This is a genomic window from Cognatitamlana onchidii (genome assembly GCF_004804355.1).
Taxonomy (GTDB): domain Bacteria; phylum Bacteroidota; class Bacteroidia; order Flavobacteriales; family Flavobacteriaceae; genus Cognatitamlana; species Cognatitamlana onchidii.
The window spans coordinates 123820-147648 of sequence record NZ_SRWZ01000007.1 but is presented as its reverse complement, the minus strand read 5'-3'; the positions used below and the strand labels follow the sequence as shown (position 1 = coordinate 147648).

The following is a 23829-nucleotide window of genomic DNA, read 5'->3' as shown; positions in this document are numbered from 1 at the left end:
AAAATCAATATATAGATTTTGAGTAAAGTATTAATAACAGGTGCTGCGGGGTTTTTAGGATCACATCTTTGCGATCGATTTATAAAAGAAGGTTATCAGGTTATAGGAATGGATAATTTTATAACTGGTGATAAGAAAAATATTGATCATCTCCTATCTAACCCATGTTTCGAGTTTATTGAGCATGATGTAACAGAATTTGTTCATATTGATGGCGATTTAGACTATATACTTCATTTTGCTTCGCCAGCAAGTCCAATAGATTATTTAAAGATTCCTATTCAAACTTTAAAAGTCGGTTCTCTTGGCACACATAATCTTCTGGGGTTAGCTAGAGTAAAAAAGGCCAGAATGCTCATTGCATCCACATCTGAGGTATATGGAGATCCCTTGGTGCATCCGCAAAGGGAGGACTATTACGGAAATGTTAACACTATTGGGCCTAGAGGCGTTTATGATGAAGCTAAGCGATTTCAGGAATCAATGACCATGGCATACCACAGGTTTCATAGTGTAGAGACCCGTATTGTTCGTATTTTTAATACCTATGGTCCAAGAATGCGGCTTAATGATGGAAGAGTCATCCCTGCATTCATGGGACAAGCATTAAGAGGGGAGGATTTAACGGTATTCGGTGATGGTTCTCAAACTCGGTCGTTTTGCTATATTGATGATCAAATCGAAGGCATTTACCGCCTATTACTAAGCGACTATGTCGAACCTGTTAACATAGGAAATCCTCATGAGATAAGCATTAAGGATTTTGCTGAAGAGATTATAAATTTAACAGGAACGACTCAAAAAATAATCTATAAGGACTTGCCTATAAATGACCCCATGCAGCGACAACCAGACATAACATTGGCTAAGAAACTTCTAGGCTGGGAACCAAGAGTGGGAAGAGAAGCAGGTATGAAGCTAACCTTCGATTATTTTAAAGGATTAACTGAAGAAGAGCTTTATAAAAGTGAGCATAAAGATTTTACGGGGTATATTAATTAATAATTAGCTTTTGAAATATAGACGAGGACGATATTCATGGCTCTTGAGACCTTTGTTAATTGGGTACGATATTTTTGTTGTTAATTTTTTTGCCTTTAAATATTTAAATTTTAATGACGAAAGCATGTATTTTTTTTCGTCAGATTTGTTTAACGATAGAAACTTATTGTATGCTTTCTACTCAACAGCATTATGGAGTGTTTCAACTTATTTTATTGGATTTTATAAGGTTTACCGATATACTTCAGCCTTTAAGGTTTTATCATTGCTGGTAAAGCAATTCATTGTCTATACTATAATTGTATTTGCCTTTATAGGAGTGTTTAGAAGTATTAATATGCCTGCTAGCGTTACTTTAAATTATCTCTTATATTCTTTTTTAGCCATTGGATCATTAAAATTGATTAGTTACTATTTTTTGAAATCATTTAGATCTTTATTGCAAGGGAATCTTAGGAATGTTATTCTTATTGGGAGTAGTGAGAGTACCGAAGAACTCAATATTCTCTTTAAAACTCAAAAAGAACTTGGATATAAATTGAAAGCTGTATTTAGTAACACAAGAGGGGGTGATTTTGAAGGTACCATTGCAGATAGTTTTGAGTACTTAAAGAAGAATAGAGATATTGACGAGATTTATTGCAGTATTGACGAGCTTACTGAAAAAGAAGTTAACGAATATGTTAAGTACGCTAATTTGAATCATTGCAATATTAAGTTTGTCCCCAACACATCAAGACTTTTTACAAAACGACTTCGTACGGATTACTATGACTATATTCCCGTTTTATCCATAGATGAGGCCAGTTTGAATGACGATTTTAATACATTTATAAAACGAACCTTTGATGTCTTATTTTCATCTTTTGTCTTAATATTTATTTTTTCTTGGCTTTCGGTAATTTTATTTATTTTAATTAAGTTGGAGTCTAAGGGCCCCTTATTCTATAAGCATAAAAGAAACGGGATAAACTATAAAGAGTTTAACTGCTATAAGTTTAGGTCTTTAAAAACCACAGACGAAATTAAAGGAACTTATGTAAAGCAGGGAGACAATAGAGTAACTAAAATTGGTGGGTTTTTAAGAAAAACCAGTTTAGATGAGCTGCCACAATTCATCAACGTATTAAAAGGAGATATGAGTGTTGTAGGGCCAAGACCTCATATGTTGTCTTATACCGATGAGTATTCAAAAGTCATTGACAAGTTTAACTTTATTTACAGACATCACGTAAAACCAGGGGTAACCGGTTTAGCTCAAATAAAAGGTTATCGAGGTGAGATAGAGACTAAAATAGATATTATAAACAGAATTAAGTACGATATTTTTTATATTGAAAATTGGTCTCTATTGTTGGATTTAAAGATTATTCTTCAGACTATCTTTAATATGTTTAAGGGAGAAAGTAAAGCTTATTAATTTTATATTGAATGCACTAGTATCCATAATCACCCCATTATATAATTCTGAAGCGTATATCTCAGAGACTATAAATAGCGTTCTTAGTCAAACCTATACCAATTGGGAGTTAATTTTAATTGATGATTATTCATCAGATAATACTTTGGGAATTGTAAAATCCTATACAGACAAATACAATAACATTAAACTACTGAGAAACGAAAATAATTCTGGAGCCGCAATCTCAAGGAACAAAGGCATTACGGAGGCTAGTGGGAAGTTTATAGCTTTTTTAGATGCAGACGACTTATGGAAACCCAATAAGTTAGAGGTTCAAGTTGCTATTTTGAATAAAGCAGACTGCGACGTGTGTTTTTCTAGTTATGAACAAATTGACGAATCTGGAGAACCTTTAAATAGAAAGGTTCGGGCTTTAAATTTATTAACATATAAGAAGTTATTGAAGAGTAATTACATCGGTAATTTAACAGGTATCTATAATGTTGAAAGCTTAGGGAAAATCACATCTCCAAACTTAAGAAAGAGACAGGATTGGTTGCTATGGCTGGCTGCGTTAAAAAAGTCCGGAAAACCTGCCATAGGAATTAAAGAGCCCTTGGCTTATTATAGAGTCAGAGAAAGGTCTATTTCCTCTAATAAAATAAACCTCTTAAAGTATAATTATTTGGTGTATAGGAAAGGCTTGCGCTATTCAAGCATTAAGTCTTTGTTGTTTTTAATAATATTTCTTATGGAACACTTTTTAGTAAAATCTAGGCAAACAGTTACTATAAATAAGATCTAAACTGTTTTAATTTACCTCTATTGGAGCGTTCCATTTTTTCTTTTCTTTCAAAAGTCACAACCAAATTCGGCTCGAGATAGTTAATGATTGCCGCTTTTATTTCTTCTGATTTTTCGAGAGATAACGCGTCGTCACTCACGTAACTTATTTTAAAAGTGTTTAGGTTAAGTTGCTCAATAATAAACTCTTTTACATTGGCACTATCTTCTATGACGGTTTTTGTAACGTAATAAAAAGTAAGTCCAGCTGCTTTTTTCCCACTTGGCAATTGTACCATGTCGTTTGTCCGCCCTGTCAGCTTTTTAAGAATGGGCTTTTGAGGTGTGCTTTTTTGTGATAGCGTACCAATATCACCCAAGTCGTATCTAATAAAAGGATGCGCTTTATTGTAAAGGGAAGTAATAACAATTCTGCCATTATTTCCAAGAGGTAAGGGATTATTATTGTCGTCTAGTATTTCCACGAATAAATCCTCTGAGTTCACAATCCAATTATCTTGTTCATCTTGAAAAGCAATTAGGCCAAGTTCGGCAGCTCCATATTCATTAATTATAGGCACACCTAGTGTATGCTCTAAAAGTTTTTTGTCACTATCAAATAGCATTTCAGAAGTTACAATGCAGCCTTTAAGCGAAGGGCATAACGATTTTAATATAAGATTTTTGCGTTCCAAATATTTGGCAACCTGCACTATCGAGCTTGTGTAACCGTTTATGTAATCAAATGCTGTTAATTTGAATTTTGTAATATTTCTATCAAGTTGCTCATCGCTTAAATCAAATACAGAAAAACGAAATCTGTTGCTAAAAAAATCTTTGAGTCGTTCCTTGTAATACCCTAGCATGTTCAAAGGGATGCCGTAAAACCTTGCTTGCTTGGAGCGGTTTATATCGATGTTAAACCAGTTATATCTGTCTATAAAAACAGCCCAGGTTAAAGCATGGCAAAACTTGTCTTTTGCAAAAATAAATGGATTACCAGAAGAGCCCGACGTTTTGTTTACATAAACATTCTTTTTTGTAAAACCGTCAGATAACCTAAGTTGTAGTGGTTGCTGAAGATCTTGCTTGGTCATAATGGGCAAATCATTCCAATTATTTATATCAATGTTTTTAGTAAATGATCTATAAAAAGAATTATGTTTTAAATGATAGCTTAATATGGCTTTTTTTCTAGTTTCTAAATGACCCACAAAATCAGCGTTGTTTTCGTTTTTAATGGTTTGGAAGTAAGCTTTTGCTTTTTCAATAGGAAAACCATTAAGCTTCAGCGAAATATCAAATAAGTTCAAGAATAAAAATTTTTGTAAAGTAAATAAAAAAATAACATGAAATAGAAGCATTAATTCTATTTTTGTAAACTAAATTTTGTTTCGGTTTTCGAGACATTAAAGTATCAAAACAATGAATATCTTAATTCTTGGTTCTGGCGGAAGAGAACATACCTTTGCATGGAAGATTGCACAAAGTTCAAAATGTGATAATTTGTTTGTAGCGCCGGGAAATTCGGGAACCGCTCAAGTAGCTACTAATGTTAATATTGGTGTTACAGATTTTCCCTCTATTAAAAAATTGGTATTAGACAAACGTATTGATATGGTCGTGGTAGGACCAGAAGACCCGTTGGTTCAGGGTGTTCATGATTTCTTTTTAAATGACGAGTCCATTAAGCATGTTTCTGTCATTGGACCACAACAAAAGGCAGCTGAACTAGAGGGAAGTAAAGAGTTTGCAAAAGAGTTTTTGTTTCGACATAATATACCGACAGCAGCATACCAGAGTTTTACTAAAGATAGTGTTGAGCAAGGTTATGCCTTTTTAGAGACTTTAAAGGCTCCATACGTACTAAAAGCAGATGGCTTAGCCGCAGGCAAAGGAGTGGTAATTTTGAATGATTTAAATGAAGCTAAAGCAGAACTTAAAAGCATGCTTGTTGATGCTAAATTTGGACAGGCAAGTACAAAAGTTGTTATTGAAGAGTTTTTGGATGGAATCGAGCTGAGCTGTTTTGTACTAACTGATGGTAAAAACTATAAAATATTACCTACGGCAAAAGACTATAAGCGCATTGGAGAAGGGGATACAGGGCTTAATACAGGAGGTATGGGAGCTGTTTCACCAGTGCCATTTGCAACAGAAGATTTTCTAACTAAAATAGAGGATCGAATAGTGCGGCCTACTATCGAGGGTTTTAAGATGGATAACCTTCCTTATGTTGGGTTTGTTTTTATTGGTCTTATAAAAGTAGGAGACGATCCAAAAGTTATTGAATACAATGTACGTATGGGTGATCCAGAAACAGAAGTCGTTTTTCCAAGAGTAAAGAACGATTTGGTTGAGGTTTTAGAGGCTATGGCTAACGGGACTTTAGACGAAATAAATATTGAAATTGATGAGCGGGCTGCCACAACCATTATGTTAGTATCTGGAGGCTATCCAGAGGCTTATGAAAAAGGTAAGGAAATTACCGGAGTTGATGCTATTGAGGGGTCAATTCCATTTCATGCAGGTGCCATATTAAAAGAGGGTAAAACTGTAACCTCTGGTGGACGCGTTATGGCTATAACCTCCTATGGTAACACATATCAAGAGGCCATAAAAAAATCTTACCAAAATATAGAAAAACTACATTTTGATAAGATGAATTATCGTAAGGATATTGGTTTTGATTTATAAAAAGGAGTGAGAAGAAATGCTTTTGTCTTCTTCATTATTATCATTAAACCCTTTTAATTGTATCATCCAATAAACCATGGCAACAAACCCTATGATTATAAAAATCCAAGAAATAAGATTTGCCATACCCCAGTTTTCAAGTTCTAAAGCTCTTAGTGCGTCTAAAGGAGCAAAAAGAACATTTACAAATAAATCTTGTATTGCGTAAAAGAAATCGGTCATTTTAATAAAATTAAGAACTAACGCAGCAATAGTTAGTATATTTACAAGGCAAAAATACAAAAACAGTTAATGTTAACAAGTTTTTTTAATAAATCTAAGCCAACAAACTTCATCATCGTTTTGGTTATTACGTTTTTAGCTTTTGTAATTGCGAGAACATCATATGAATATCAGGAGTTAACGGTAAATGTTTTAATCAAACAGGTTGTTCTATTACTAATATTAGTTGCCTCCATATTCCTTCTTAATTTTATTGCAAGTAAAAATAGTTTAACCCATAAGAGTAATTTTGAGGTCTTACTTTTTAGTCTTTTTTTATTACTCATACCACAGACTACTGGTAGTTCCAGTGTTATAGTATCAAATTTGTTTGTGCTTGTGGCGCTGAGGCGTATTGTAAGTTTGCGGTCACAGAAGCAAATTAAAAATAAGTTGTTTGATGCTGCATTTTGGATTGGTATTGCATCGCTATTTTATTTTTGGTCTATTATTTTCTTTGTGCTTATTATTCTATCCCTTGCTCTATATGCAGATAACAATCTAAGACATTGGATCATACCTTTTTTAGGTATTTTGGCAGTTTTTGTTACGTCTGTTGCATACTCTATTGTATGGAATGATGATTTTTTTTCAGTTTTCAATTTACCACCCTTAGTTAGTTATGATTACAGTGGATATAATTCAGTCAAATATTTAGTTGCAATTACGGTACTTTTATCCTTTGGAATATGGTCTTCATTTTTTTATCTGCAAAATATAAAAAAGCAAAAGAAAGTATTAAGAGCGTCTTTCAAAACAGTCATTTTAGGGGCTATACTTAGCTTTATTGTGGTTGTTATTGTTCCTAATAAAAATGGAAGTGAGTTTTTATTCTTATTGGCCCCATTGTCAATTGTAATTGCTAATTACCTTGAAATTATCAATGAAAAATGGTTTAAGGAAGTGTTTTTAGGCTTACTTATTCTCGTTCCTTTTGTGTTATTACTGCTGTAGTTTTTCACCAAATGCCAAATCACCTGCATCTCCCAATCCTGGAACGATATAGCCTTTTTCATTGAGATCGTTATCAATGGCAGCAATCCATAAGTCCGTATTTTTATCAAAATAATCGTTTACAAAGGCAACACCTTTTTTGGATCCTATAATGCTAACAATATTTGTTTTCTTGGGTATTCCGTAAGGTTTTAATGCTTCAAATGTAGATACTAAGGATTGTCCAGTGGCCAACATAGGATCGGCCAGAACAAGTGTTTTTCCGTTTAAATCTGGGCAGGCTAAATATTCAACTAAAATTTTAAACGTGTTAGAGTCTTCGTCATGTTGTCTGTAAGCCGAAATAAAAGCGTTTTCCGCGCGATCAAAGTAGTTTAATAAACCATTGTGCAACGGAATGCCTGCTCTTAAAATAGAGCATAGTACTAGGTTTTCCGATATTAGTTGCACAGAACTATTTCCAAGAGGTGTCTTCGTAGTTGATTTTTGAAAATTCAGAGTCTTACTCATTTCGTAGCCTAAAATTTCACCTATTCTCTCAATGTTCTTTCTAAATCTCAAAGGATCCTTTTGAGTATGAACATCTCTAATTTCAGAAAGAAAAGTGTTTAATACCGAGTTTTGCCTTGAGATATGGTGAATATGCATAATGAGATACGAATTAGCAGCTTAAAATTAATCAAATATAAGTATCTTTGCCTTCTAAATTTAATACTATGTTTTCAACTAAGGCGAATAAGATATTTCAAGATGTTATTGAAAAGTACCATGTTATTAATGAGGTAGATCAACCTTTCGAAAATCCTTATGATAAGGCTGATTTATTAGAGCATTTATTGTATAGAAAATGTTGGATTGATACCGTGCAATGGCATTATGAGGACATTATTCGTGATCCTCAAATAGATCCTGTTGCAGCTTTGACTTTAAAGCGTCAAATAGATGCTTCTAATCAAGATAGGACAGATATGGTGGAGTATATTGACAGTTACTTTCTTGAACAATATAAGAACGTTACGGTAAAGGAGAATGCAACGATTAATACAGAAAGTCCTGCTTGGGGAGTAGATAGGTTATCTATTTTGGCTCTTAAGATATATCATATGAATGAAGAAGCAACACGAGAGGACGCTTCTAGTGAACACAGAGCGGCATGCCAGAAAAAGTTGGATATTTTATTAGAGCAACGCGTTGATTTATCCACAGCAATAGATACGCTTTTAATTGACATTGAGAATGGCGATAAATACATGAAGGTTTACAAGCAAATGAAGATGTATAATGATGATGAGTTAAACCCAGTATTACGTTCTCAAAAGTAATCTTGTTTTTTCTAGCATCCTTTTAAGTTGAGATGCCACAACAAACACTAAAAAAACACATTCTAGTTATACGTCTTTCAGCTATGGGAGACGTTGCAATGACAGTGCCTGTTTTAAGGGCTTTGAATAAACAATACCCAGATGTACACTTAACCATTTTAACGCGGGAATTCTTTAAGCCTTTTTTTAGAGACTTATGTAATACTCAGGTGTATGCTGCTCAGGTAAATAAAAAGCATAAAGGTGTTTTCGGGCTTTATAGATTAGCCAAAGAATTAAAAAATATCATAAACTTTTATGCGGTTGCTGATTTGCATAACGTTTTAAGAAGTAAGCTGCTAAGACAATTTATGGGTTGTGACCTTACAGCCTATATTGATAAAGGGAGGGCAGACAAAAAAGCATTGGTTTCGGGTAAAGCGTTTAAACAACTTAAAACAACACACCAGCGCTATGCAGATGTCTTTGAAGCGTTGGGGTTTCCTTTGGACCTATCTAAACCTTTTTTGCCAGAACGGGTTGTTTTAAATGATGAATTGAGTTCTTTTTTGGTTAATAAAGACAGGAAATCGATTGGGATTGCTCCATTCGCAGCTCATCAGGGTAAAGTGTATCCGTTAGGGCACATGGAAGAGGTTGTATTAAAACTTTCTAATAATTATAATGTGGTATTAATAGGTGGGGGAAAAAGAGAAATAGAATTACTAGATAAAATTGAGGTTAAGTCTCCTAATATTAAGAGCATAGGTGGTAAATTGAATTTGAATGATGAGTTGGATTTAATATCTAATCTAGATGTAATGCTATCAATGGATTCTGGAAATGCGCATATAGCCGCTATGCTTGGTGTTAAAGTTGTTACTATTTGGGGAGTAACACATCCGTTTGCTGGTTTCTCGCCCTTTAATCAGCCTAAACATCATGCTATTTTAGCCGATAAAAAGAAGTATCCATTAATTCCTACGTCTATTTATGGGAATAAGTATCCGAACGGTTACAAAGAGGCAGCTGGAACTATTGCGCCCGATACTATAGTAGCTAAAGTTATATCGGTTCTAGAGGATTAGACATCGTCGAAATCAATTTTTAGAGTAGTTGAGGTTGGATGCGCTTGACAAGTTAAAATCAACCCCTCTGCCACCTCGCTTTCCGTTAAAATATTGTTTTGCACCATAGTGGCTTCACCCTCTGTTATGCGGGCTAAGCAACTACTACAAATACCGCCCTGACAGGAGTAGGGAGCATCAATGTCCTCATCTAAAGCTGCTTCTAAAATGGTGCGTTTTTGAGACATTTCAAAAGTAGATGTTTCGTCATCAACTGTCACAGATATTTTGGTGTTTCCAGATGGTGCGCTGCTACTGTCCTTGACTTCAGCTGGTTTGGCTGCTTTAAACAATTCAAAGTGAATTCTGTTTTCGTCAATATTATGTTCAGTTAGAACGTCTTTTACAGTATGAATCATACCTTCAGGTCCGCACAAATAATAGGCATCAACTTCGACATGCTTATGTTGGTTTTTCATAACATAATTAACGGTACTTTTTTCTATTCTACCAAAAATAGCGTCGTCTTCATCCTGTTGACTAAACACAAATTGCACAGAAAACCGTTCCTTGTACTGGTACTGCAGATCTAAGAGCTCTTGCAAGAACATTGTGTCTTTAGTGGTTTTATTACCGTACACAAGAATAACCTTGCTATACACCTCCTCTTCCAAGGCGCATTTTATGATGCTTAAAATAGGTGTAATACCACTTCCTGCAGCAAATAAAGCAATGTTTTTCGTTTTTGAATCGTTTGGCTCAAAAATAAAACGACCTTTTGGAGGAGCCACTTCAATGAGGTCTCCTGCCTGTAAGGTATTGTTTGCGTACGCCGAAAATGTTCCGCCCTTTACCTCTTTAACGGCAACTTTTAGTTCACTGCTTTTTGGCGATGAACACAAGGAATAGTCGCGCCTTATTTCGCTGCCATTAATTTTAGTTTTTAAAGTAATGTATTGTCCTGCTTTAAACGAAAATTGTTCTTTTAAATTATCAGGAATGTTAAATGAAATGCTTATGGCTTTATCGGTTTCTCTATTAATTTTTTTAACTGAGAGCGTGTAAAATGACGACATGGAATAAGTTTTTGGCAAAAATAGTGAAGCCTTTAAAAAAACGAGGGTATTTTAAAAGAAAAATATACCTAATATTTCAATGCATATATAAATTATGTATATTTTTGATGCTATGAAAAGCTCTCAATTATACAAAGGAAGTTTAACTATAATTATTTTAAAACTTCTCAATGAAAATGACAAGATGTATGGGTATGAAATTACTCAAAAAGTTAAAGAAATAACTCATGGCGAACTTATACTAACAGAAGGTGCTTTGTATCCGGCATTACACAAGCTTAAATCCCAAGGTTACTTGGAAGTTGAGGTGGTTAAAATTGGCAATAGGAAGCGGAAGTACTATAATTTAACAGAATCGGGTACCAAAGAAACTGTAGATAAACTTGCAGAGCTTGAAGATTATATTAGGACGATGCGAGCATTAGTAAATCCGAGGTACCGTTCTAATGAAGGAGCTAGTTAACTAGTTTTAAGATAATATGTTTTTTGTCTTGCAAATAGAGGATGCTAAAAAAATTCTAACAATATTGGAGCAGTTAACGTAATTTTACTCCAATAAACAATTCCTCTCTAACCACAATAACACTATTAAAATGAAAAAGATTTTATTTGTTTCCCTGCTTCTAATAACCATGAGCTTTGTTCAAGCTCAGGAAGGCAAAAAATTTAAAAATGAAACCGTCGAATTTTTAAAAATCACGGGGGCAGGAGCCGCTTTTGAGAATGCAATTACTCAAATTGGAACTATGGTACCCGAAACAAGTAGGGCAACCTATGTTCAAGAAGCTCAAGGAACATTAACTGATTTATACGATCAATTGGCAGAACTTTACATGGCCGAGTTTACTCCTGAAGAAATACAACAATTGGTTAACTTCTATAAAACAGATTTAGGTAAAAAATTGGCCGAAAAGCAATTGGGGTTAACACAAAAAGCCATGTCACATGGCCAAGCATGGGGCATGAAAGTGCAAAAGATTGCACAAAAATATAGTCAATGAGTTATTCATGATTTGCTACTCATAACGGATGTTTGTGAACGTATTTCGGTTTTAGAAAAAGGAATGGTTCTAAAAGATCTTCACACCAGTGAGGCCACTTTAAAAGAGCTAGAAGCACTTTTTTCTAGCTAATCAGGGCATGCAACGTAAAGCAGGTCTATTTTTTGTAAAATCAGTAGATAACTACTAATAATTCAAAAAGATGCTTATTTTTACCCGGCTGTATAATAATAACGGCCGATTGTAGTTATTATTTAGACTAAAAATACCAGTATTGAAAACATCCTTTAAAGTCATATTAACCTTTGGTTTTTGCGTAGTATTTGCTTTGAGTTGTTCGCGAAAAAAGGACAAGTTTGTAAGCAGAAATATGCATGCGCTTAGTACGGAATATAATATTCTATATAATGGGTACATTGCTTTAGAGCAGGGAAGAGAAGGTCTTAACACATCTTATTTTGATAACTATTGGGAAGTTTTGCCTGTTGAACGCATGCAGCTAAGCGAAGATATTGTGTTACCTGGTCAGGTGAAAAACGAAAACTTTAATCGAGCTGAAGAAAAAGCGATAAAAGCCATTCAAAAACATAGTATGAATATTGAGGGAAAAGAAAAAAACCCTCAAATGGATGAAGCTTATATGCTACTAGGGAAATCCAGATATTTTGATGAACGCTTTATTCCTGCTTTAGAAGCTTTTAATTACATACTTTACAAATATCCAGCTAGTGACAAGATTAATCAAGCTAAGGTTTGGCGTGAGAAAACCAATATGCGTTTAGATAATAATGAGTTGGCTATTAAAAACTTGAAACGCCTATTTAGACAAGAGGAATTAAGTGGACAGGACTTGGCCGATGCTTCTTCAACTTTGGCGCAAGCTTATATTAATACGAAAGTTATTGATACAGCTATTACCTACTTAGAAGTGGCTTCTGTAGCAACTAAAAGTCACGACGAGCGAGGTCGATATCGGTTTATTCAAGGTCAATTGTACAATAAACTCGGCTTAAAAGATAGTGCCAATATTGCTTTTGATAGGGTTATTGAGCTTAATAGAAAGACGCCAAGAATATACATGATTGCTGCGCACCTTGAAAAAGTTAAAAATTTTGATTTTGAAAACGGCGACGCTTACGAGGTAGCTCAATTATTACGTGAATTAGAGGAAAACCGAGAAAATCGTCCCTTTTTAGATAAAATATATCATCAAACGGCAGAGTTTTACAGGTTGAACGGATCCGATTCTCTTGCCATTGCTTATTACAATGAGTCATTAAGAACCAACTCTAGAGATAGTCATTTAAATGCTCGTAATTATGAAATTTTGGGTGACATGTATTTTGATGCTTCAATTTATGCCGATGCGGGGGCGTATTACGATAGCACGATGAGCAGTTTACCCTTAAACTCTAAGCCGTATCGAGTTATAAAAAGAAAGCGGGACAACTTAAATGACGTTATTTATTACGAAGGTATTGCAAAAGTTAACGATAGCGTTTTAAGACTAGTGAATATGCCCAATGAAGAGCGCAATTTGTATTTTAACGATTATGTCGAGCAACTAAAAATAAAAGCCGAGGAAGAAAAAGAAAAAGCGGAAGCTGCTGAGCGGCGAAATAATGGGCTGGTTACAGTAAATAACCGTATTGGAGGACAACCTAGTAGAGTAGGTGGAGATGCAGATCAGGCGCCATTATTCTATTTTTATAACCCTACAACAGTAGCCTATGGTAAAAATGAATTTGTAAAAATTTGGGGTAACAGAAAACAAGAAGATAACTGGCGTTGGTCTAGTAATGCAATAGGAATAATATCCAATAATGGTGTAACCAACATATCTGATACAGCTTCCGACGACGAAAAATTTGATCCTCAGTTTTACATTTCAAAAATTCCAACAGAACAAAAAGAAATTGATAGCATTTCTAAAGATAGAAATTACGCCTACTATCAACTTGGACTTATTTACAAAGAAAAGTTTAAGGAATATGAATTAGCAAAGAGTAAATTTCAAAATTTACTGCAAAGTAAACCAGAGGAACGTTTAATACTACCGTCAAAGTACAACCTGTATAAAATTTATGAGGCTTTGGGTAAGGCTGATGAGGCTAACATAGCCAAGAAAGATATTGTTAGCACGTATCCTGATTCAAGATATGCCACAATTTTACTTAATCCAGATCTTGTTTCAGAAAGAGATGAAAATAGCCCACAAAGTCTGTATGAAGCCTTATATCTTCAACATGAAAATCAGGAATACGCTCAAGTTATTTCTAAAAGTGAAAATTATATTAATAGGTTTGAGGGAGATGCCATTGTACCAAAATTTGAACTTCTAAAAGCAACAGCTACTGGGCGTTTGTATGGGTATGCCCCATATAAGGAGGCTATCGACTATATTGCCGTTACCTATGCTAACACGCCCGAAGGGAAACAGGCCCAAGACATATCGTCGAATATTTTGCCTAAATTAGCCAGTACAGATTTTGTTGAATCGAATGATAGTATTAGGGTGGGGCATAAAGTGGTGTTTCAGTTTAAGGAAACTAAGCCAGAGGCTATATCTAGATTTAAAACAACTTTAGATACTGTTTTAAAGCATGTTAGGTATTATAAATTAAAATCTTCTGTAGATGTTTATAACCCCAATACGACATTTGTAATGGTACATGGTATAAAATCTAAACAAGTTGCAGAAACCTTTGACCAATTGATTATAAAAAAAGATAAAAATAAAATAAAAGCCCCGTATTTTGTAGTATCGTCTACAAACTATCAAATTATTCAAATTCACAAAAATTTGGATGCTTATTTGAATCTATATAGTAACTAACCCTAACAATTACAATTATGTTCTCTGAAAACAAAAAAGACAAGCAAATGACAGAAGGTTCAACAAGTCAAAATATCGTTGCGCAAGGCACAAAAATGATTGGTGACTTTAATAGTGAAGGCGATTTTAGAATAGACGGTACTATTGAAGGTAATATTAACACTACAGGAAAAGTGGTAGTTGGAAAAGCAGGTCTAATTAAAGGAACTTTAAATGGTACAGATGCTTATTTTGAAGGTAAGTTTTCTGGTAAATTGGCGTTATCTGGTACCTTAACTTTAAAATCTTCGGCTCATATTGAAGGAGAAGTCGTGGTTGCTAAACTAGCTGTGGAGCCTGGTGCTAATTTTAATGTAACCTGCGTTATGAAAGGTACGGTGAAAGCTATGAATAATGACAATGGCGGGCAACAACAAAGGAAACCAGAAAAAACAGCTTAAACAGATTGCTGCATTATCTGGAATAGCTATTCAAATGGGTCTCACAATTTATCTGTTTGTGTTACTTGGTAGATGGCTAGATACTAAGTTTAATGGAGAGTCCAAAGTTTTTTTAATCATTTGCACATTGTTTGGTGTGGCGGTATCTTTATATGCTGTTTTAAAACAAATAAAGAAGTTAAATCCTTGATTTTTAATAAACTTTTAGAAAGCTGCCTTGTGGTTATTTTGGTAGCGGCGGTTTCTTTTGCCGTTCATTATGTAATAAATTTTTTTTTAGAGAGTGTTGTTACTTTAAATCAGCTTCTTTATTCATATAGCATAAACATGCTGTTAGCTTGTGGTGTTATTTCAATCATTTTCTTACTTAAAAAAAAGCTTAAAGACCAATTAGGTTTTGTGTTTATGCTGGCAAGCATGCTTAAATTTGTGTTCTTTTTTATTTTATTGTATCCAGAGTATAATGCAGATGGTCTTTTAAGTCGAATGGAGTTTCTAACCTTCTTTATTCCCTATGCGATTTGCTTGATTACAGAAAGTGTTATTCTATCTAAGTTTCTTAACAGTTTAGACAATTATAAGTAGTTAAAATTGAAGCAGGTAAATAATATTAAAATTTGTTTTTGGCTTTTGAGATAAAAACATACCTTTGCACCGATTTTTAAGCCACTATTTATAATAAGTGATATGCAAAATATTATTTCTAGAAAAACGATTTGTTTACTCTTCTTAATGGTTACAACGTTTTCTTTTGCGAAAGAAGAAAAGCATGAAGGTGAAGGAGATATTAAAACTGAAATAAAAGAATACATTAATCATCACTTGCTTGATTCTCATGATTTTAGTTTGTATTCGTACACAACCGACTCTGGAGAACATAAATATGTAGGGTTTCCTCTTCCAGTAATTCTGTGGGATAACGGTTTAAAAGTATTTTCATCATCAAAGTTTCATCATGGTGAATCTGTTGCCGAGGTTAATGGCGATTACTACACATTATATCATAATAAGATTTATAAAACAGATGCTCAAGGAAGTATCGATTTAGACGATCATCATCACCCAACAAATACAAAACCTTTAGATTTTTCAGTTACTAAAAACGTATTTACCATATTTTTAGTTGGCTTACTAATGTTTGTTATGTTCAGCCGAATGGCTAAAAAATACAAAACAGGTAGTTTGCCAAGAGGTATGGGTAGATTTTTAGAGCCTATCATTTTATATATTAGAGATGATATTGCGGTTCCTAATATTGGAGTAAAGAAGTATAAAAGATACATGCCCTATTTGTTAACGGTATTCTTTTTTATCTGGATTATAAACTTACTAGGTTTAACGCCATTAGGGGTAAATGTTACCAATAATATTGCCGTAACATTAGCATTGGCTTTAATAACCTACTTCCTAACAACATTTACAGCTAATAAGAATTACTGGGGCCACATTTTCTGGATGCCAGGTGTGCCAACTCCAATGAAAATTATCTTAGCACCTATTGAGTTGTTAGGAACTATAATTAAACCTTTCTCATTAATGATTCGTTTGTACGCTAACATTACAGCAGGACACATTGTATTGATGAGTATTATTGGTTTAATGTTCATATTTAAAAACTGGTTAGGAAGTTCGTTATCATTTGGTTTGGCATTTGCTTTATCATTGTTAGAACTTTTAGTAGCTGCTTTACAGGCATATATCTTTACAATGTTATCTGCACTGTATTTCGGTATGGCAGTTGAAGAACACCACGATGAGCACTAAAATTTTGAATGTTTAATTTTTAATATATATACATTATGACAATTCCAAACATTGTAGGAGCAGGTTTAATCGTTATCGGTGCTGGTTTAGGTATCGGTAGAATTGGTGGACAAGCAATGGACGCTATTGCACGTCAGCCAGAAGCTTCTGGAAAAATCCAAACGGCTATGCTTATTGCAGCAGCCCTTATTGAAGGTATTGGATTTGCTGCTTTATTCGCAGCTTAAAAAAACTAAAACAGCTTTAACGGTTGGTTAAAGCTGTTTTTTTAAAGTTACTATTTATTAAAAACTAAGATATATAAATGGAAAAGTTAATTAATGAGTTTTCAATAGGATTGTTTTTTTGGCAATTGGTGTTGTTTATTGGACTGGTTTTACTTTTAAGAAAGTTTGCATGGAAACCAATTCTTGACGCCGTTGAAAAGCGCGAAGACGGTATTAAAGATGCTTTAGATTCTGCTGAAAAAGCAAAATTGGAGATGACCAATCTGCAAGCTGATAACGAAAAGTTATTGAAGGAAGCAAGAGCCGAGCGCGAAACTATGCTGAAAGAAGCACGTGATATCAAGAACAAGATGATTGAAGACGCTAAAGGTGAAGCTCAAGAGCAAGCTAATAAAATGATTGAGCAAGCTCAAGCAGCTATAGAAAGTGAGAAAAAATCCGCTATGGCAGAACTTAAAAATCATGTTGCAGGATTATCTTTGGATATTGCTGAAAAAGTGGTGCGTACAGAATTATCTAATAAAGACAAACAATTGGAATTAGTTGAGTCCTTATTAGCTGAAAAAACTTCAAAATAAGAAACATGGCCGGAGCAAGAGCAGCAATACGTTATGCAAAAGCAGTATTAAGTTTAGCTACAGATCAAAAAGCAGCTGATGCTGTAAATAAAGATATGAAGTTGATAACTGATACAATTGCAGGTAGTAAAGAGTTAAATAGCATGCTTCAAAGCCCTGTAATTCCTTCATCTGAAAAGAAAGCTGTTTTATTGCAAGTTTTTGCAAAAGCAAACAAAACAACTTTAAGCTTAATAGATACCTTAAACGACAATAATAGAATTGATATTTTAGGTTTAGTAGCTGGAAAATTTACACAGTTATTTGATGAAGCTAAGGGTGTTCAAGTAGCAACGGTTACAACCGCTGTGCCTTTAACGGCTGCTTTAAAAAAGGAAGTCTTAGCAAAAGCTAAAGAACTTACGGGTAAAAATGTTGAAGTAGAAAACATTATTGATGAAAGCATATTAGGTGGTTTCATTTTACGAGTTGGCGATGTACAATATAATGCTAGTGTTGCAAACCAACTCAACAATTTAAAAAGAGAATTTACATTAAACTAAGATATTTATATATCTAAATAAATAATAAGATGGCAGAAGTAAAACCAGCTGAAATATCAGCAATCTTAAAAAAACAACTTTCAGGTTTTGAGGCTAGTGCTTCATTAGATGAAGTAGGAACTGTATTAACTGTAGGTGATGGTATTGTACGAGCTTACGGATTGGCTAACGCTCAATATGGTGAGTTAGTAGAATTTGAAGGTGGATTAGAAGGTATTGTACTTAACCTAGAAGAAGATAATGTGGGTATCGTATTATTGGGTGGATCGACTGGAGTTAAAGAAGGATCTACTGTAAAACGTACCGATAAAATTGCTTCTATTAATGTAGGTGAAGGGATTGTTGGTCGTGTGGTTGATACTTTAGGAAACCCTATCGATGGTAAAGGACCTATTACTGGAGATACTTACCAAATGCCTTTAGAGCGTAAAGCTCCTGGTGTTGTATTTCGTGAGCCAGTAACAGAACCATTACAAACAGGTATTAAGTCTATTGATGCCATGATTCCTGTAGGTCGTGGACAACGTGAGTTGGTAATCGGTGACCGTCAAACAGGTAAAACTACCGTTTGTATTGATACTATCTTAAATCAAAAAGAGTTTTACGATGCAGGTGAGCCTGTATATTGTATATATGTGGCAGTGGGTCAGAAAGCATCAACTGTAGCTAATATTGCTAAAGTATTAGAAGAAAGAGGTGCTCTGGCATATACTACTATTGTAGCGGCAAACGCATCAGATCCTGCGCCAATGCAAGTATACGCTCCTATGGCGGGTGCTGCAATTGGCGAGTATTTTAGAGATACTGGTCGTCCAGCATTAATCATTTACGATGACTTATCTAAGCAAGCAGTTGCTTACCGTGAGGTATCTTTATTATTAAGAAGACCACCAGGACGTGAGGCTTACCCAGGAGACGTTTTCTACCTACACTCTCGTTTATTAGAGCGTTCTGCAAAAGTAATTAATGATGATGCTATTGCTAAAGATATGAACGACCTGCCAGAAGCCTTAAAGCCTATGGTAAAAGGTGGAGGTTCTTTAACAGCGTTGCCTATTATTGAAACACAAGCGGGTGATGTATCTGCTTATATTCCAACAAACGTAATTTCTATTACAGACGGACAAATTTTCTTAGATGGAGATTTATTCAACTCAGGGGTTCGTCCAGCAATTAACGTAGGTATTTCTGTATCTCGTGTTGGTGGTAATGCCCAAATTAAATCCATGAAGAAAGTATCTGGTACCTTAAAACTAGACCAAGCGCAGTTCCGTGAGCTAGAAGCGTTTGCTAAGTTTGGTTCAGATCTTGATGCTGTAACGCTTAATGTAATTGAAAAAGGTAAACGTAACGTTGAGATATTAAAACAAGCTCAAAACGATCCTTTTACTGTTGAAGATCAAGTAGCAATTATTTATGCTGGTTCTAAAAACTTGTTAAAGGATGTGCCTGTAGATAAAGTAAAAGAATTTGAAAGAGATTTTATTGAATTCCTAAATGCTAAACATAGAGGTGTTTTAGATACATTAAAGTCAGGAAAATTAACTGATGAGGTTACAGATACATTAACGGCTGTAGCAAAAGATTTATCAGGAAAATATAGTGCATAATTCATGATTCCTGCGTAAGCGGGAATCTTTTCATATTTTAAAATATGGCAAATTTAAAGGAAATACGTAACAGAATATCATCAGTATCTTCAACGATGCAGATTACCAGTGCCATGAAAATGGTATCGGCTGCAAAGTTAAAGAAAGCTCAAGATGCTATTACGGCAATGCGTCCTTATGCAGATAAATTAACAGAGCTTTTACAAAGCTTAAGTGCTACTTTAGATGCAGATTCTGGAAGCACCTATTCTGAGCAACGTGAGTTAAAAAAGGTCCTTATCGTTCCAATTACTTCTAATAGAGGGTTGGCAGGTGCTTTTAATTCAAATATCATTAAAGAAGTTACAAGATTATCTTCAGAGACTTATGCTAATCAAGAAGTGTCTTATTTAGCTATTGGTAAGAAAGCAAATGATGCTTTTAAAAAGACGAATAAGGTTATTGCAAACAAAAGCGAAGTTTTTGATGATTTAACTTTTGATAATGTCGCAGATATAGCACAACTGTTAATGGATAAGTTTGTGGCGGGCGAGTTCGATAGAATCGAAATTGTATATAACAAGTTTAAAAATGCTGCGACTCAAATAATCATGACAGAGCAGTTCTTGCCAATTGTGCCAGTAGAAGGCGATGCCAATGTAAATGCCGATTATATTTTTGAACCATCAAAAGAAGAGATTGTAGAAGAATTAATACCTAAGTCCCTAAAGACTCAGCTTTATAAAGGTATTAGAGATTCTTTTGCAAGTGAACATGGAGCTCGTATGACCGCTATGCACAAAGCAACCGATAACGCAACAGAGTTAAGAGATCAACTTAAGTTAACTTATAATAAAGCACGTCAAGCTGCAATTACTAACGAAATCTTAGAAATTGTGGGTGGAGCAGAAGCTTTAAATAACTAGTAGGACTTTACAGAAGTAAAGAGAGCTACTAATAATTATACCAAACCTAACTTTAACGAGTTAGGTTTTTTTGTTTTAAAAACGCTATTTTTAGCCAACCAAAAAAGACCCATTTTTGAGCGCACTCAAGTCATTATTCAAGCAAACATTTATTTATGGTTTAGCAACTGTGCTTCCCAGAATGTTAAGCTTTTTATTGGTTAGACTCCATACCGATGATGACGTTTTAAAAGCGGTGGCAGATTACGGAAGTCTTTCCTTAATATATTCGTATTTCGTTCTATTCAATATTATTTTGGCCTATGGTATGGAAACAGCTTTTTTCAGGTTTTATAATAAAGAAGATAATAAGGAGCTGGTAATTGGCACTTCGGTAATTTCCCTCATAATTACATCGTTATCCTTTTTTCTACTGGCGTTAGTTTTTAATTCTAATATAGCTAGCCTTGTCGATATCAAAGTTGAATATATTAACTTAGTTGTATGGATTTTGCTATTTGACGCCCTTGTAATTATGCCTTTTGCTTGGTTAAGAGCTAATGCTAAACCCATAAAGTACGCCGCAATAAAGATTTTAAACGTTGTTATTAATTTAAGTTTAAATCTGTTTTTTTTAATATGGTTAGATGATTTAGCAGTCGATTATACTTTTTTTGACAGTATCTATAAACCGAACTTCGAAATTAATTATATTCTTATAGCAAATCTCGCCTCAAGTGCTATTACATTATTTATCGTACTTCCTATGTACTTTAAAGTGAACTATACCTTCAGCAGGGCTTTATGGACTAAAATGATGCGCTATGCCTTACCTATTTTTGTGGCAGGTTTGGCTTTCTCCATAAACGAAACATTTGATCGCATTTTGCTCGACAAGATATTACCTGAAAATATAGCCGAAACGCAAATTGGAATGTATTCGGCTTGTTATAAACTTGCCTTGTTTATGACCTTATTCGCTACCGCTTATAGGTTAGGTATTGAACCATTCTTTTTTAGCCACGCCAATACCAAAAACCCGCAAAAAAATTACGCGAAGATTCTTGAGTTTTTTGTTGTTTTTGGCTCTTTAATTATGCTAGGAGTAGTTGTTTTCGCAGATGTTTTAAAGGTTATTTTAATTGGTGATGAAGACTATTGGCCAGCTATGTGGATTGTACCAATAGTATTGTTAGCTAATTTTTGCTTAGGGATTTATCATAATTTGTCTGTCTGGTATAAGATTACGGACAGAACAAAATTCGGAGCATATATATCCGTATTTGGAGCCGTACTTACCTTGGCTCTTAACTTTTGGCTGATCCCAATAATGAGTTACAAAGGATCTGCTATAGCAACCCTATCTGCCTATGCTTCTATGATGCTGCTTTCGTATTATTTTGGTAAAAAATATTACCCCATACCCTATAATATTAAGAAAATTGTGGTGTATTTAGTGCTTACAATATCATTTTCAATGGTATCTTTTTATCAATTTAGGGGTAATTATTACGTTGGAATTTCACTGTTAGTTGTATTTTTGGGTATTATTTATATTTCAGAAAAAGAAGAAGTTAAACAGCTTTTAAATAAGAACAATGAAAATTAAAATCATAAATAAATCAAATCATAGTTTACCCAATTACGAAACCTTAGCCTCTGCTGGCATGGACTTAAGAGCTAATTTGTCAGAGCCCAGAATATTAAAACCTTTGGAAAGAAGCATTGTTGGTACGGGTTTGTTTTTGGAGCTTCCAGTAGGGCTCGAAGCTCAAGTGCGCCCAAGAAGTGGTTTGGCTGCAAAAAAAGGGATTACAGTATTGAATGCTCCAGGCACTATAGATGCAGATTACAGAGGTGAAGTAGGGGTTATTCTAGTGAACTTATCCCATGAAGAATTTACAATCAATAACGGCGAGCGTATTGCCCAATTGGTTGTAGCAAAACATGAGCGCGCTGAATGGATAGAAGTAGATGAGCTCTCCGAAACAGAACGTGGATCTGGAGGGTTTGGTAGTACTGGAGTCAAGTAAAAAAGCTATTAATAAAAAAAATAAAAATGAAAATTATAGTTCCAATGGCAGGACGTGGTTCTAGACTGCGTCCGCATAGTTTAACAGTTCCAAAACCTCTTATCCCAGTTGCTGGTCAGCCTATAGTGCATAGATTAGTAAAGGATATAGCAAAAGTTTTAAAACAACCCATTGAAGAAATTGCCTTTGTTTTAGGTGATCCGGCTTGGTTTGGCGATGAGGTTGTGGCAAGTTTGGAAGCACTTGCTAAAGGTTTAGGAGCCAAAGCATCAATTTATCGTCAAGACCAACCCTTAGGAACTGGTCATGCCATTATGTGCGCCAAACCATCATTATCTGGACCCGCCGTAATTGCCTATGCCGATACGCTTATTCGTGCAGAATTCGATTTAGACCCTCAGGCAGATAGCGTTATTTGGACAAAACAAGTTGAAAACCCTGAAGCCTATGGGGTTGTAAAATTGAATCAGAATAATGAAATAACAGAATTAGTTGAAAAGCCAGAAACATTTGTTTCTGATCAAGCGGTTATTGGAATTTACTATTTTAAAGATGTTGGCGTTTTAAAAGGGAAACTACAAGAAATCTTGGATGAAAATATTATGAATGGTGGAGAATATCAAATTAATGACGGTATAAAACGCATGATGGCCGATGGCAAAATATTTAAAACAGGAACGGTTGATGAATGGATGGACTGTGGTAATAAAGCCATTACCATAGAAACTAACCAAAGAATGTTAGGCTTTTTAAAGGCGGATGGCAATGAGCAGCTCATAGCTAGTACGGCCACTTTACAAAATACATCTATAATTGAGCCATGCTTTATTGGCGAGAATGTTGTTTTAAAAGATTGTACAATCGGACCTTTTGTTTCGGTTGGAGATCATACAGTTATAGACAATTCAATTGTTAAAAATAGCCTAATCCAAACGCATTCTAGTATTAAAAATGCTAAATTAGACCAAGCCATGATTGGAAACCATGTTAAATATAACGGGGAGTTTACCAGTATTAGTATTGGCGATTATTCGGTTCTAGAATAAATTGTATGTATATTGTCTTATATCGGTTTAAGGTAAAAGAAACATTAGCAGAAGCTTTTGTTAAAGGCTGGAAGGGCTTAACATCACATATATATAAATATGAAGGGAGCCTAGGGTCTCGTTTGCATAAAAAAGGACCGTTAGAGTATATGGCTTATGCACAATGGCCAGAAAAAGCAATTTTTGAGAATGCAGGAAAAAACCTTTCTAAAGAAGCCTTGAAATTTAGAGACTTAATGAAATCTGCTTGTGAAGAAATAAAGATTTTAGATGAGTTTGAAGTCGTTGAAGATTTGCTAGAGAAAAAAACGTATGAGGCTTAAAA

At 34.5% G+C, this 23829-nt stretch carries 27 protein-coding genes and 1 pseudogene; 24 read left to right on the top strand and 4 right to left on the bottom strand.

Going from position 1 to position 23829, the window contains the following annotated elements:
- The first annotated feature begins 18 nt into the window (after nucleotides 1-18).
- From E5D58_RS13515 to E5D58_RS13505, 3 genes are read left to right on the top strand one after another with little or no spacing between them, the layout of a single operon-like run.
- Nucleotides 19-1002, top strand: coding sequence for a UDP-glucuronic acid decarboxylase family protein (locus tag E5D58_RS13515; protein WP_136482657.1), 984 nt, complete (start codon nucleotides 19-21; stop codon nucleotides 1000-1002).
- Between the two features lie 10 nt (nucleotides 1003-1012).
- Nucleotides 1013-2422 (top strand): exopolysaccharide biosynthesis polyprenyl glycosylphosphotransferase, encoded by a 1410-nt coding sequence (locus E5D58_RS13510; RefSeq protein ID WP_136482655.1) that lies wholly within the window; start codon nucleotides 1013-1015, stop codon nucleotides 2420-2422.
- A gap of 7 nt (nucleotides 2423-2429) precedes the next feature.
- Nucleotides 2430-3209 carry a glycosyltransferase family 2 protein gene (locus E5D58_RS13505; RefSeq protein ID WP_136482653.1) on the top strand — a complete coding sequence of 260 codons (780 nt, stop codon included), beginning with the start codon at nucleotides 2430-2432 and terminating at the stop codon, nucleotides 3207-3209.
- On the opposite strand, the gene E5D58_RS13500 is transcribed toward E5D58_RS13505, so the two are convergent.
- Entirely contained in the window at nucleotides 3193-4500 is a 1308-nt protein-coding gene (locus tag E5D58_RS13500) for a phenylacetate--CoA ligase family protein (RefSeq protein ID WP_136482650.1), read from the bottom strand. The two genes, E5D58_RS13505 and E5D58_RS13500, sit on opposite strands and share 17 nt — an antisense overlap.
- Before the next feature lie 112 nt (nucleotides 4501-4612).
- On the opposite strand from E5D58_RS13500, the gene purD reads away from it, so the two are divergent.
- Nucleotides 4613-5884, top strand: a complete 1272-nt coding sequence (purD, locus tag E5D58_RS13495) for a phosphoribosylamine--glycine ligase (RefSeq protein ID WP_136482648.1) — start codon at nucleotides 4613-4615, stop codon at nucleotides 5882-5884.
- On the opposite strand, the gene E5D58_RS13490 is transcribed toward purD, so the two are convergent.
- Nucleotides 5879-6106: a DUF6341 family protein gene (locus tag E5D58_RS13490; protein ID WP_136482645.1), complete on the bottom strand. Its 228-nt coding sequence runs from the start codon at nucleotides 6104-6106 to the stop codon at nucleotides 5879-5881. The two genes, purD and E5D58_RS13490, sit on opposite strands and share 6 nt — an antisense overlap.
- 69 nt (nucleotides 6107-6175) lie before the next feature.
- On the opposite strand from E5D58_RS13490, the gene E5D58_RS13485 reads away from it, so the two are divergent.
- Entirely contained in the window at nucleotides 6176-7099 is a 924-nt protein-coding gene (locus tag E5D58_RS13485) for a DUF6427 family protein (protein ID WP_136482643.1), read from the top strand.
- On the opposite strand, the gene upp is transcribed toward E5D58_RS13485, so the two are convergent.
- Complete coding sequence (upp, locus tag E5D58_RS13480) at nucleotides 7088-7747, bottom strand: uracil phosphoribosyltransferase (protein ID WP_136482641.1); 660 nt, start codon at nucleotides 7745-7747, stop codon at nucleotides 7088-7090. The two genes, E5D58_RS13485 and upp, sit on opposite strands and share 12 nt — an antisense overlap.
- A gap of 68 nt (nucleotides 7748-7815) precedes the next feature.
- Here upp and E5D58_RS13475 point away from each other — a divergent pair, with 68 nt between their 5' ends.
- Entirely contained in the window at nucleotides 7816-8421 is a 606-nt protein-coding gene (locus tag E5D58_RS13475; protein WP_136482638.1) for a DUF4254 domain-containing protein, read from the top strand.
- Nucleotides 8422-8504: 83 nt separating this feature from the next.
- Nucleotides 8505-9488, top strand: a complete 984-nt coding sequence (locus tag E5D58_RS13470) for a glycosyltransferase family 9 protein (protein ID WP_136482636.1) — start codon at nucleotides 8505-8507, stop codon at nucleotides 9486-9488.
- Here the strand turns inward: E5D58_RS13470 and E5D58_RS13465 are convergent.
- A complete protein-coding gene (locus E5D58_RS13465; protein ID WP_136482634.1) occupies nucleotides 9485-10543 on the bottom strand; it encodes a ferredoxin--NADP reductase in 1059 nt (352 codons plus the stop codon). The genes E5D58_RS13470 and E5D58_RS13465 overlap by 4 nt on opposite strands.
- A gap of 112 nt (nucleotides 10544-10655) precedes the next feature.
- Between E5D58_RS13465 and E5D58_RS13460 the strand changes: the two genes are divergently transcribed.
- The 17 genes and pseudogenes from E5D58_RS13460 to E5D58_RS13385 all read left to right on the top strand — a co-directional run bounded on the left by E5D58_RS13460 (nucleotide 10656) and on the right by E5D58_RS13385 (nucleotide 23827).
- Nucleotides 10656-11006 (top strand): PadR family transcriptional regulator, encoded by a 351-nt coding sequence (locus tag E5D58_RS13460; RefSeq protein ID WP_136482632.1) that lies wholly within the window; start codon nucleotides 10656-10658, stop codon nucleotides 11004-11006.
- 130 nt (nucleotides 11007-11136) lie between these two features.
- On the top strand, nucleotides 11137-11544 hold the full coding sequence (locus E5D58_RS13455; RefSeq protein WP_205660321.1) for a DUF2059 domain-containing protein: 408 nt from the start codon (nucleotides 11137-11139) through the stop codon (nucleotides 11542-11544).
- A 6-nt stretch (nucleotides 11545-11550) separates the two neighbouring features.
- Nucleotides 11551-11676, top strand: a pseudogene (locus tag E5D58_RS15155) (ABC transporter ATP-binding protein); the annotation flags it as partial.
- A 142-nt stretch (nucleotides 11677-11818) separates the two neighbouring features.
- Complete coding sequence (porW, locus tag E5D58_RS13450) at nucleotides 11819-14380, top strand: type IX secretion system periplasmic lipoprotein PorW/SprE (protein ID WP_168796695.1); 2562 nt, start codon at nucleotides 11819-11821, stop codon at nucleotides 14378-14380.
- 17 nt (nucleotides 14381-14397) lie between these two features.
- The gene (locus E5D58_RS13445) at nucleotides 14398-14820 is read left to right on the top strand and encodes a bactofilin family protein (protein ID WP_136482630.1); all 423 of its coding nucleotides are present in this window, start codon (nucleotides 14398-14400) and stop codon (nucleotides 14818-14820) included.
- Nucleotides 14774-15010, top strand: coding sequence for an AtpZ/AtpI family protein (locus E5D58_RS13440; RefSeq protein ID WP_317129284.1), 237 nt, complete (start codon nucleotides 14774-14776; stop codon nucleotides 15008-15010). Before E5D58_RS13445 ends, E5D58_RS13440 begins: the two co-directional genes overlap by 47 nt.
- A complete protein-coding gene (locus E5D58_RS13435) occupies nucleotides 15007-15405 on the top strand; it encodes a DUF6168 family protein (protein WP_136482626.1) in 399 nt (132 codons plus the stop codon). The genes E5D58_RS13440 and E5D58_RS13435 overlap by 4 nt, the downstream gene beginning before the upstream one ends.
- A gap of 102 nt (nucleotides 15406-15507) precedes the next feature.
- Nucleotides 15508-16584, top strand: coding sequence for a F0F1 ATP synthase subunit A (atpB, locus tag E5D58_RS13430; RefSeq protein ID WP_136482624.1), 1077 nt, complete (start codon nucleotides 15508-15510; stop codon nucleotides 16582-16584).
- Between the two features lie 35 nt (nucleotides 16585-16619).
- The gene (gene atpE / locus E5D58_RS13425; protein WP_168796694.1) at nucleotides 16620-16811 is read left to right on the top strand and encodes an ATP synthase F0 subunit C; all 192 of its coding nucleotides are present in this window, start codon (nucleotides 16620-16622) and stop codon (nucleotides 16809-16811) included.
- 77 nt (nucleotides 16812-16888) lie between these two features.
- Nucleotides 16889-17389: a F0F1 ATP synthase subunit B gene (locus E5D58_RS13420; RefSeq protein WP_136482623.1), complete on the top strand. Its 501-nt coding sequence runs from the start codon at nucleotides 16889-16891 to the stop codon at nucleotides 17387-17389.
- 5 nt (nucleotides 17390-17394) lie between these two features.
- On the top strand, nucleotides 17395-17931 hold the full coding sequence (gene atpH / locus E5D58_RS13415; protein ID WP_136482621.1) for an ATP synthase F1 subunit delta: 537 nt from the start codon (nucleotides 17395-17397) through the stop codon (nucleotides 17929-17931).
- Between the two features lie 29 nt (nucleotides 17932-17960).
- Nucleotides 17961-19541, top strand: a complete 1581-nt coding sequence (gene atpA, locus E5D58_RS13410) for a F0F1 ATP synthase subunit alpha (RefSeq protein WP_136482620.1) — start codon at nucleotides 17961-17963, stop codon at nucleotides 19539-19541.
- Between the two features lie 44 nt (nucleotides 19542-19585).
- Nucleotides 19586-20446 carry an ATP synthase F1 subunit gamma gene (atpG, locus tag E5D58_RS13405; RefSeq protein WP_136482618.1) on the top strand — a complete coding sequence of 287 codons (861 nt, stop codon included), beginning with the start codon at nucleotides 19586-19588 and terminating at the stop codon, nucleotides 20444-20446.
- A gap of 115 nt (nucleotides 20447-20561) precedes the next feature.
- The gene (locus E5D58_RS13400; RefSeq protein WP_136482616.1) at nucleotides 20562-22034 is read left to right on the top strand and encodes an oligosaccharide flippase family protein; all 1473 of its coding nucleotides are present in this window, start codon (nucleotides 20562-20564) and stop codon (nucleotides 22032-22034) included.
- Nucleotides 22024-22458 (top strand): dUTP diphosphatase, encoded by a 435-nt coding sequence (dut, locus tag E5D58_RS13395; RefSeq protein ID WP_136482614.1) that lies wholly within the window; start codon nucleotides 22024-22026, stop codon nucleotides 22456-22458. The genes E5D58_RS13400 and dut overlap by 11 nt, the downstream gene beginning before the upstream one ends.
- A gap of 26 nt (nucleotides 22459-22484) precedes the next feature.
- Nucleotides 22485-23504 carry a sugar phosphate nucleotidyltransferase gene (locus tag E5D58_RS13390; protein WP_136482612.1) on the top strand — a complete coding sequence of 340 codons (1020 nt, stop codon included), beginning with the start codon at nucleotides 22485-22487 and terminating at the stop codon, nucleotides 23502-23504.
- Nucleotides 23505-23509: 5 nt separating this feature from the next.
- Nucleotides 23510-23827, top strand: a complete 318-nt coding sequence (locus E5D58_RS13385; protein WP_136482609.1) for an antibiotic biosynthesis monooxygenase family protein — start codon at nucleotides 23510-23512, stop codon at nucleotides 23825-23827.
- The last annotated feature ends 2 nt before the right edge of the window (nucleotides 23828-23829 follow it).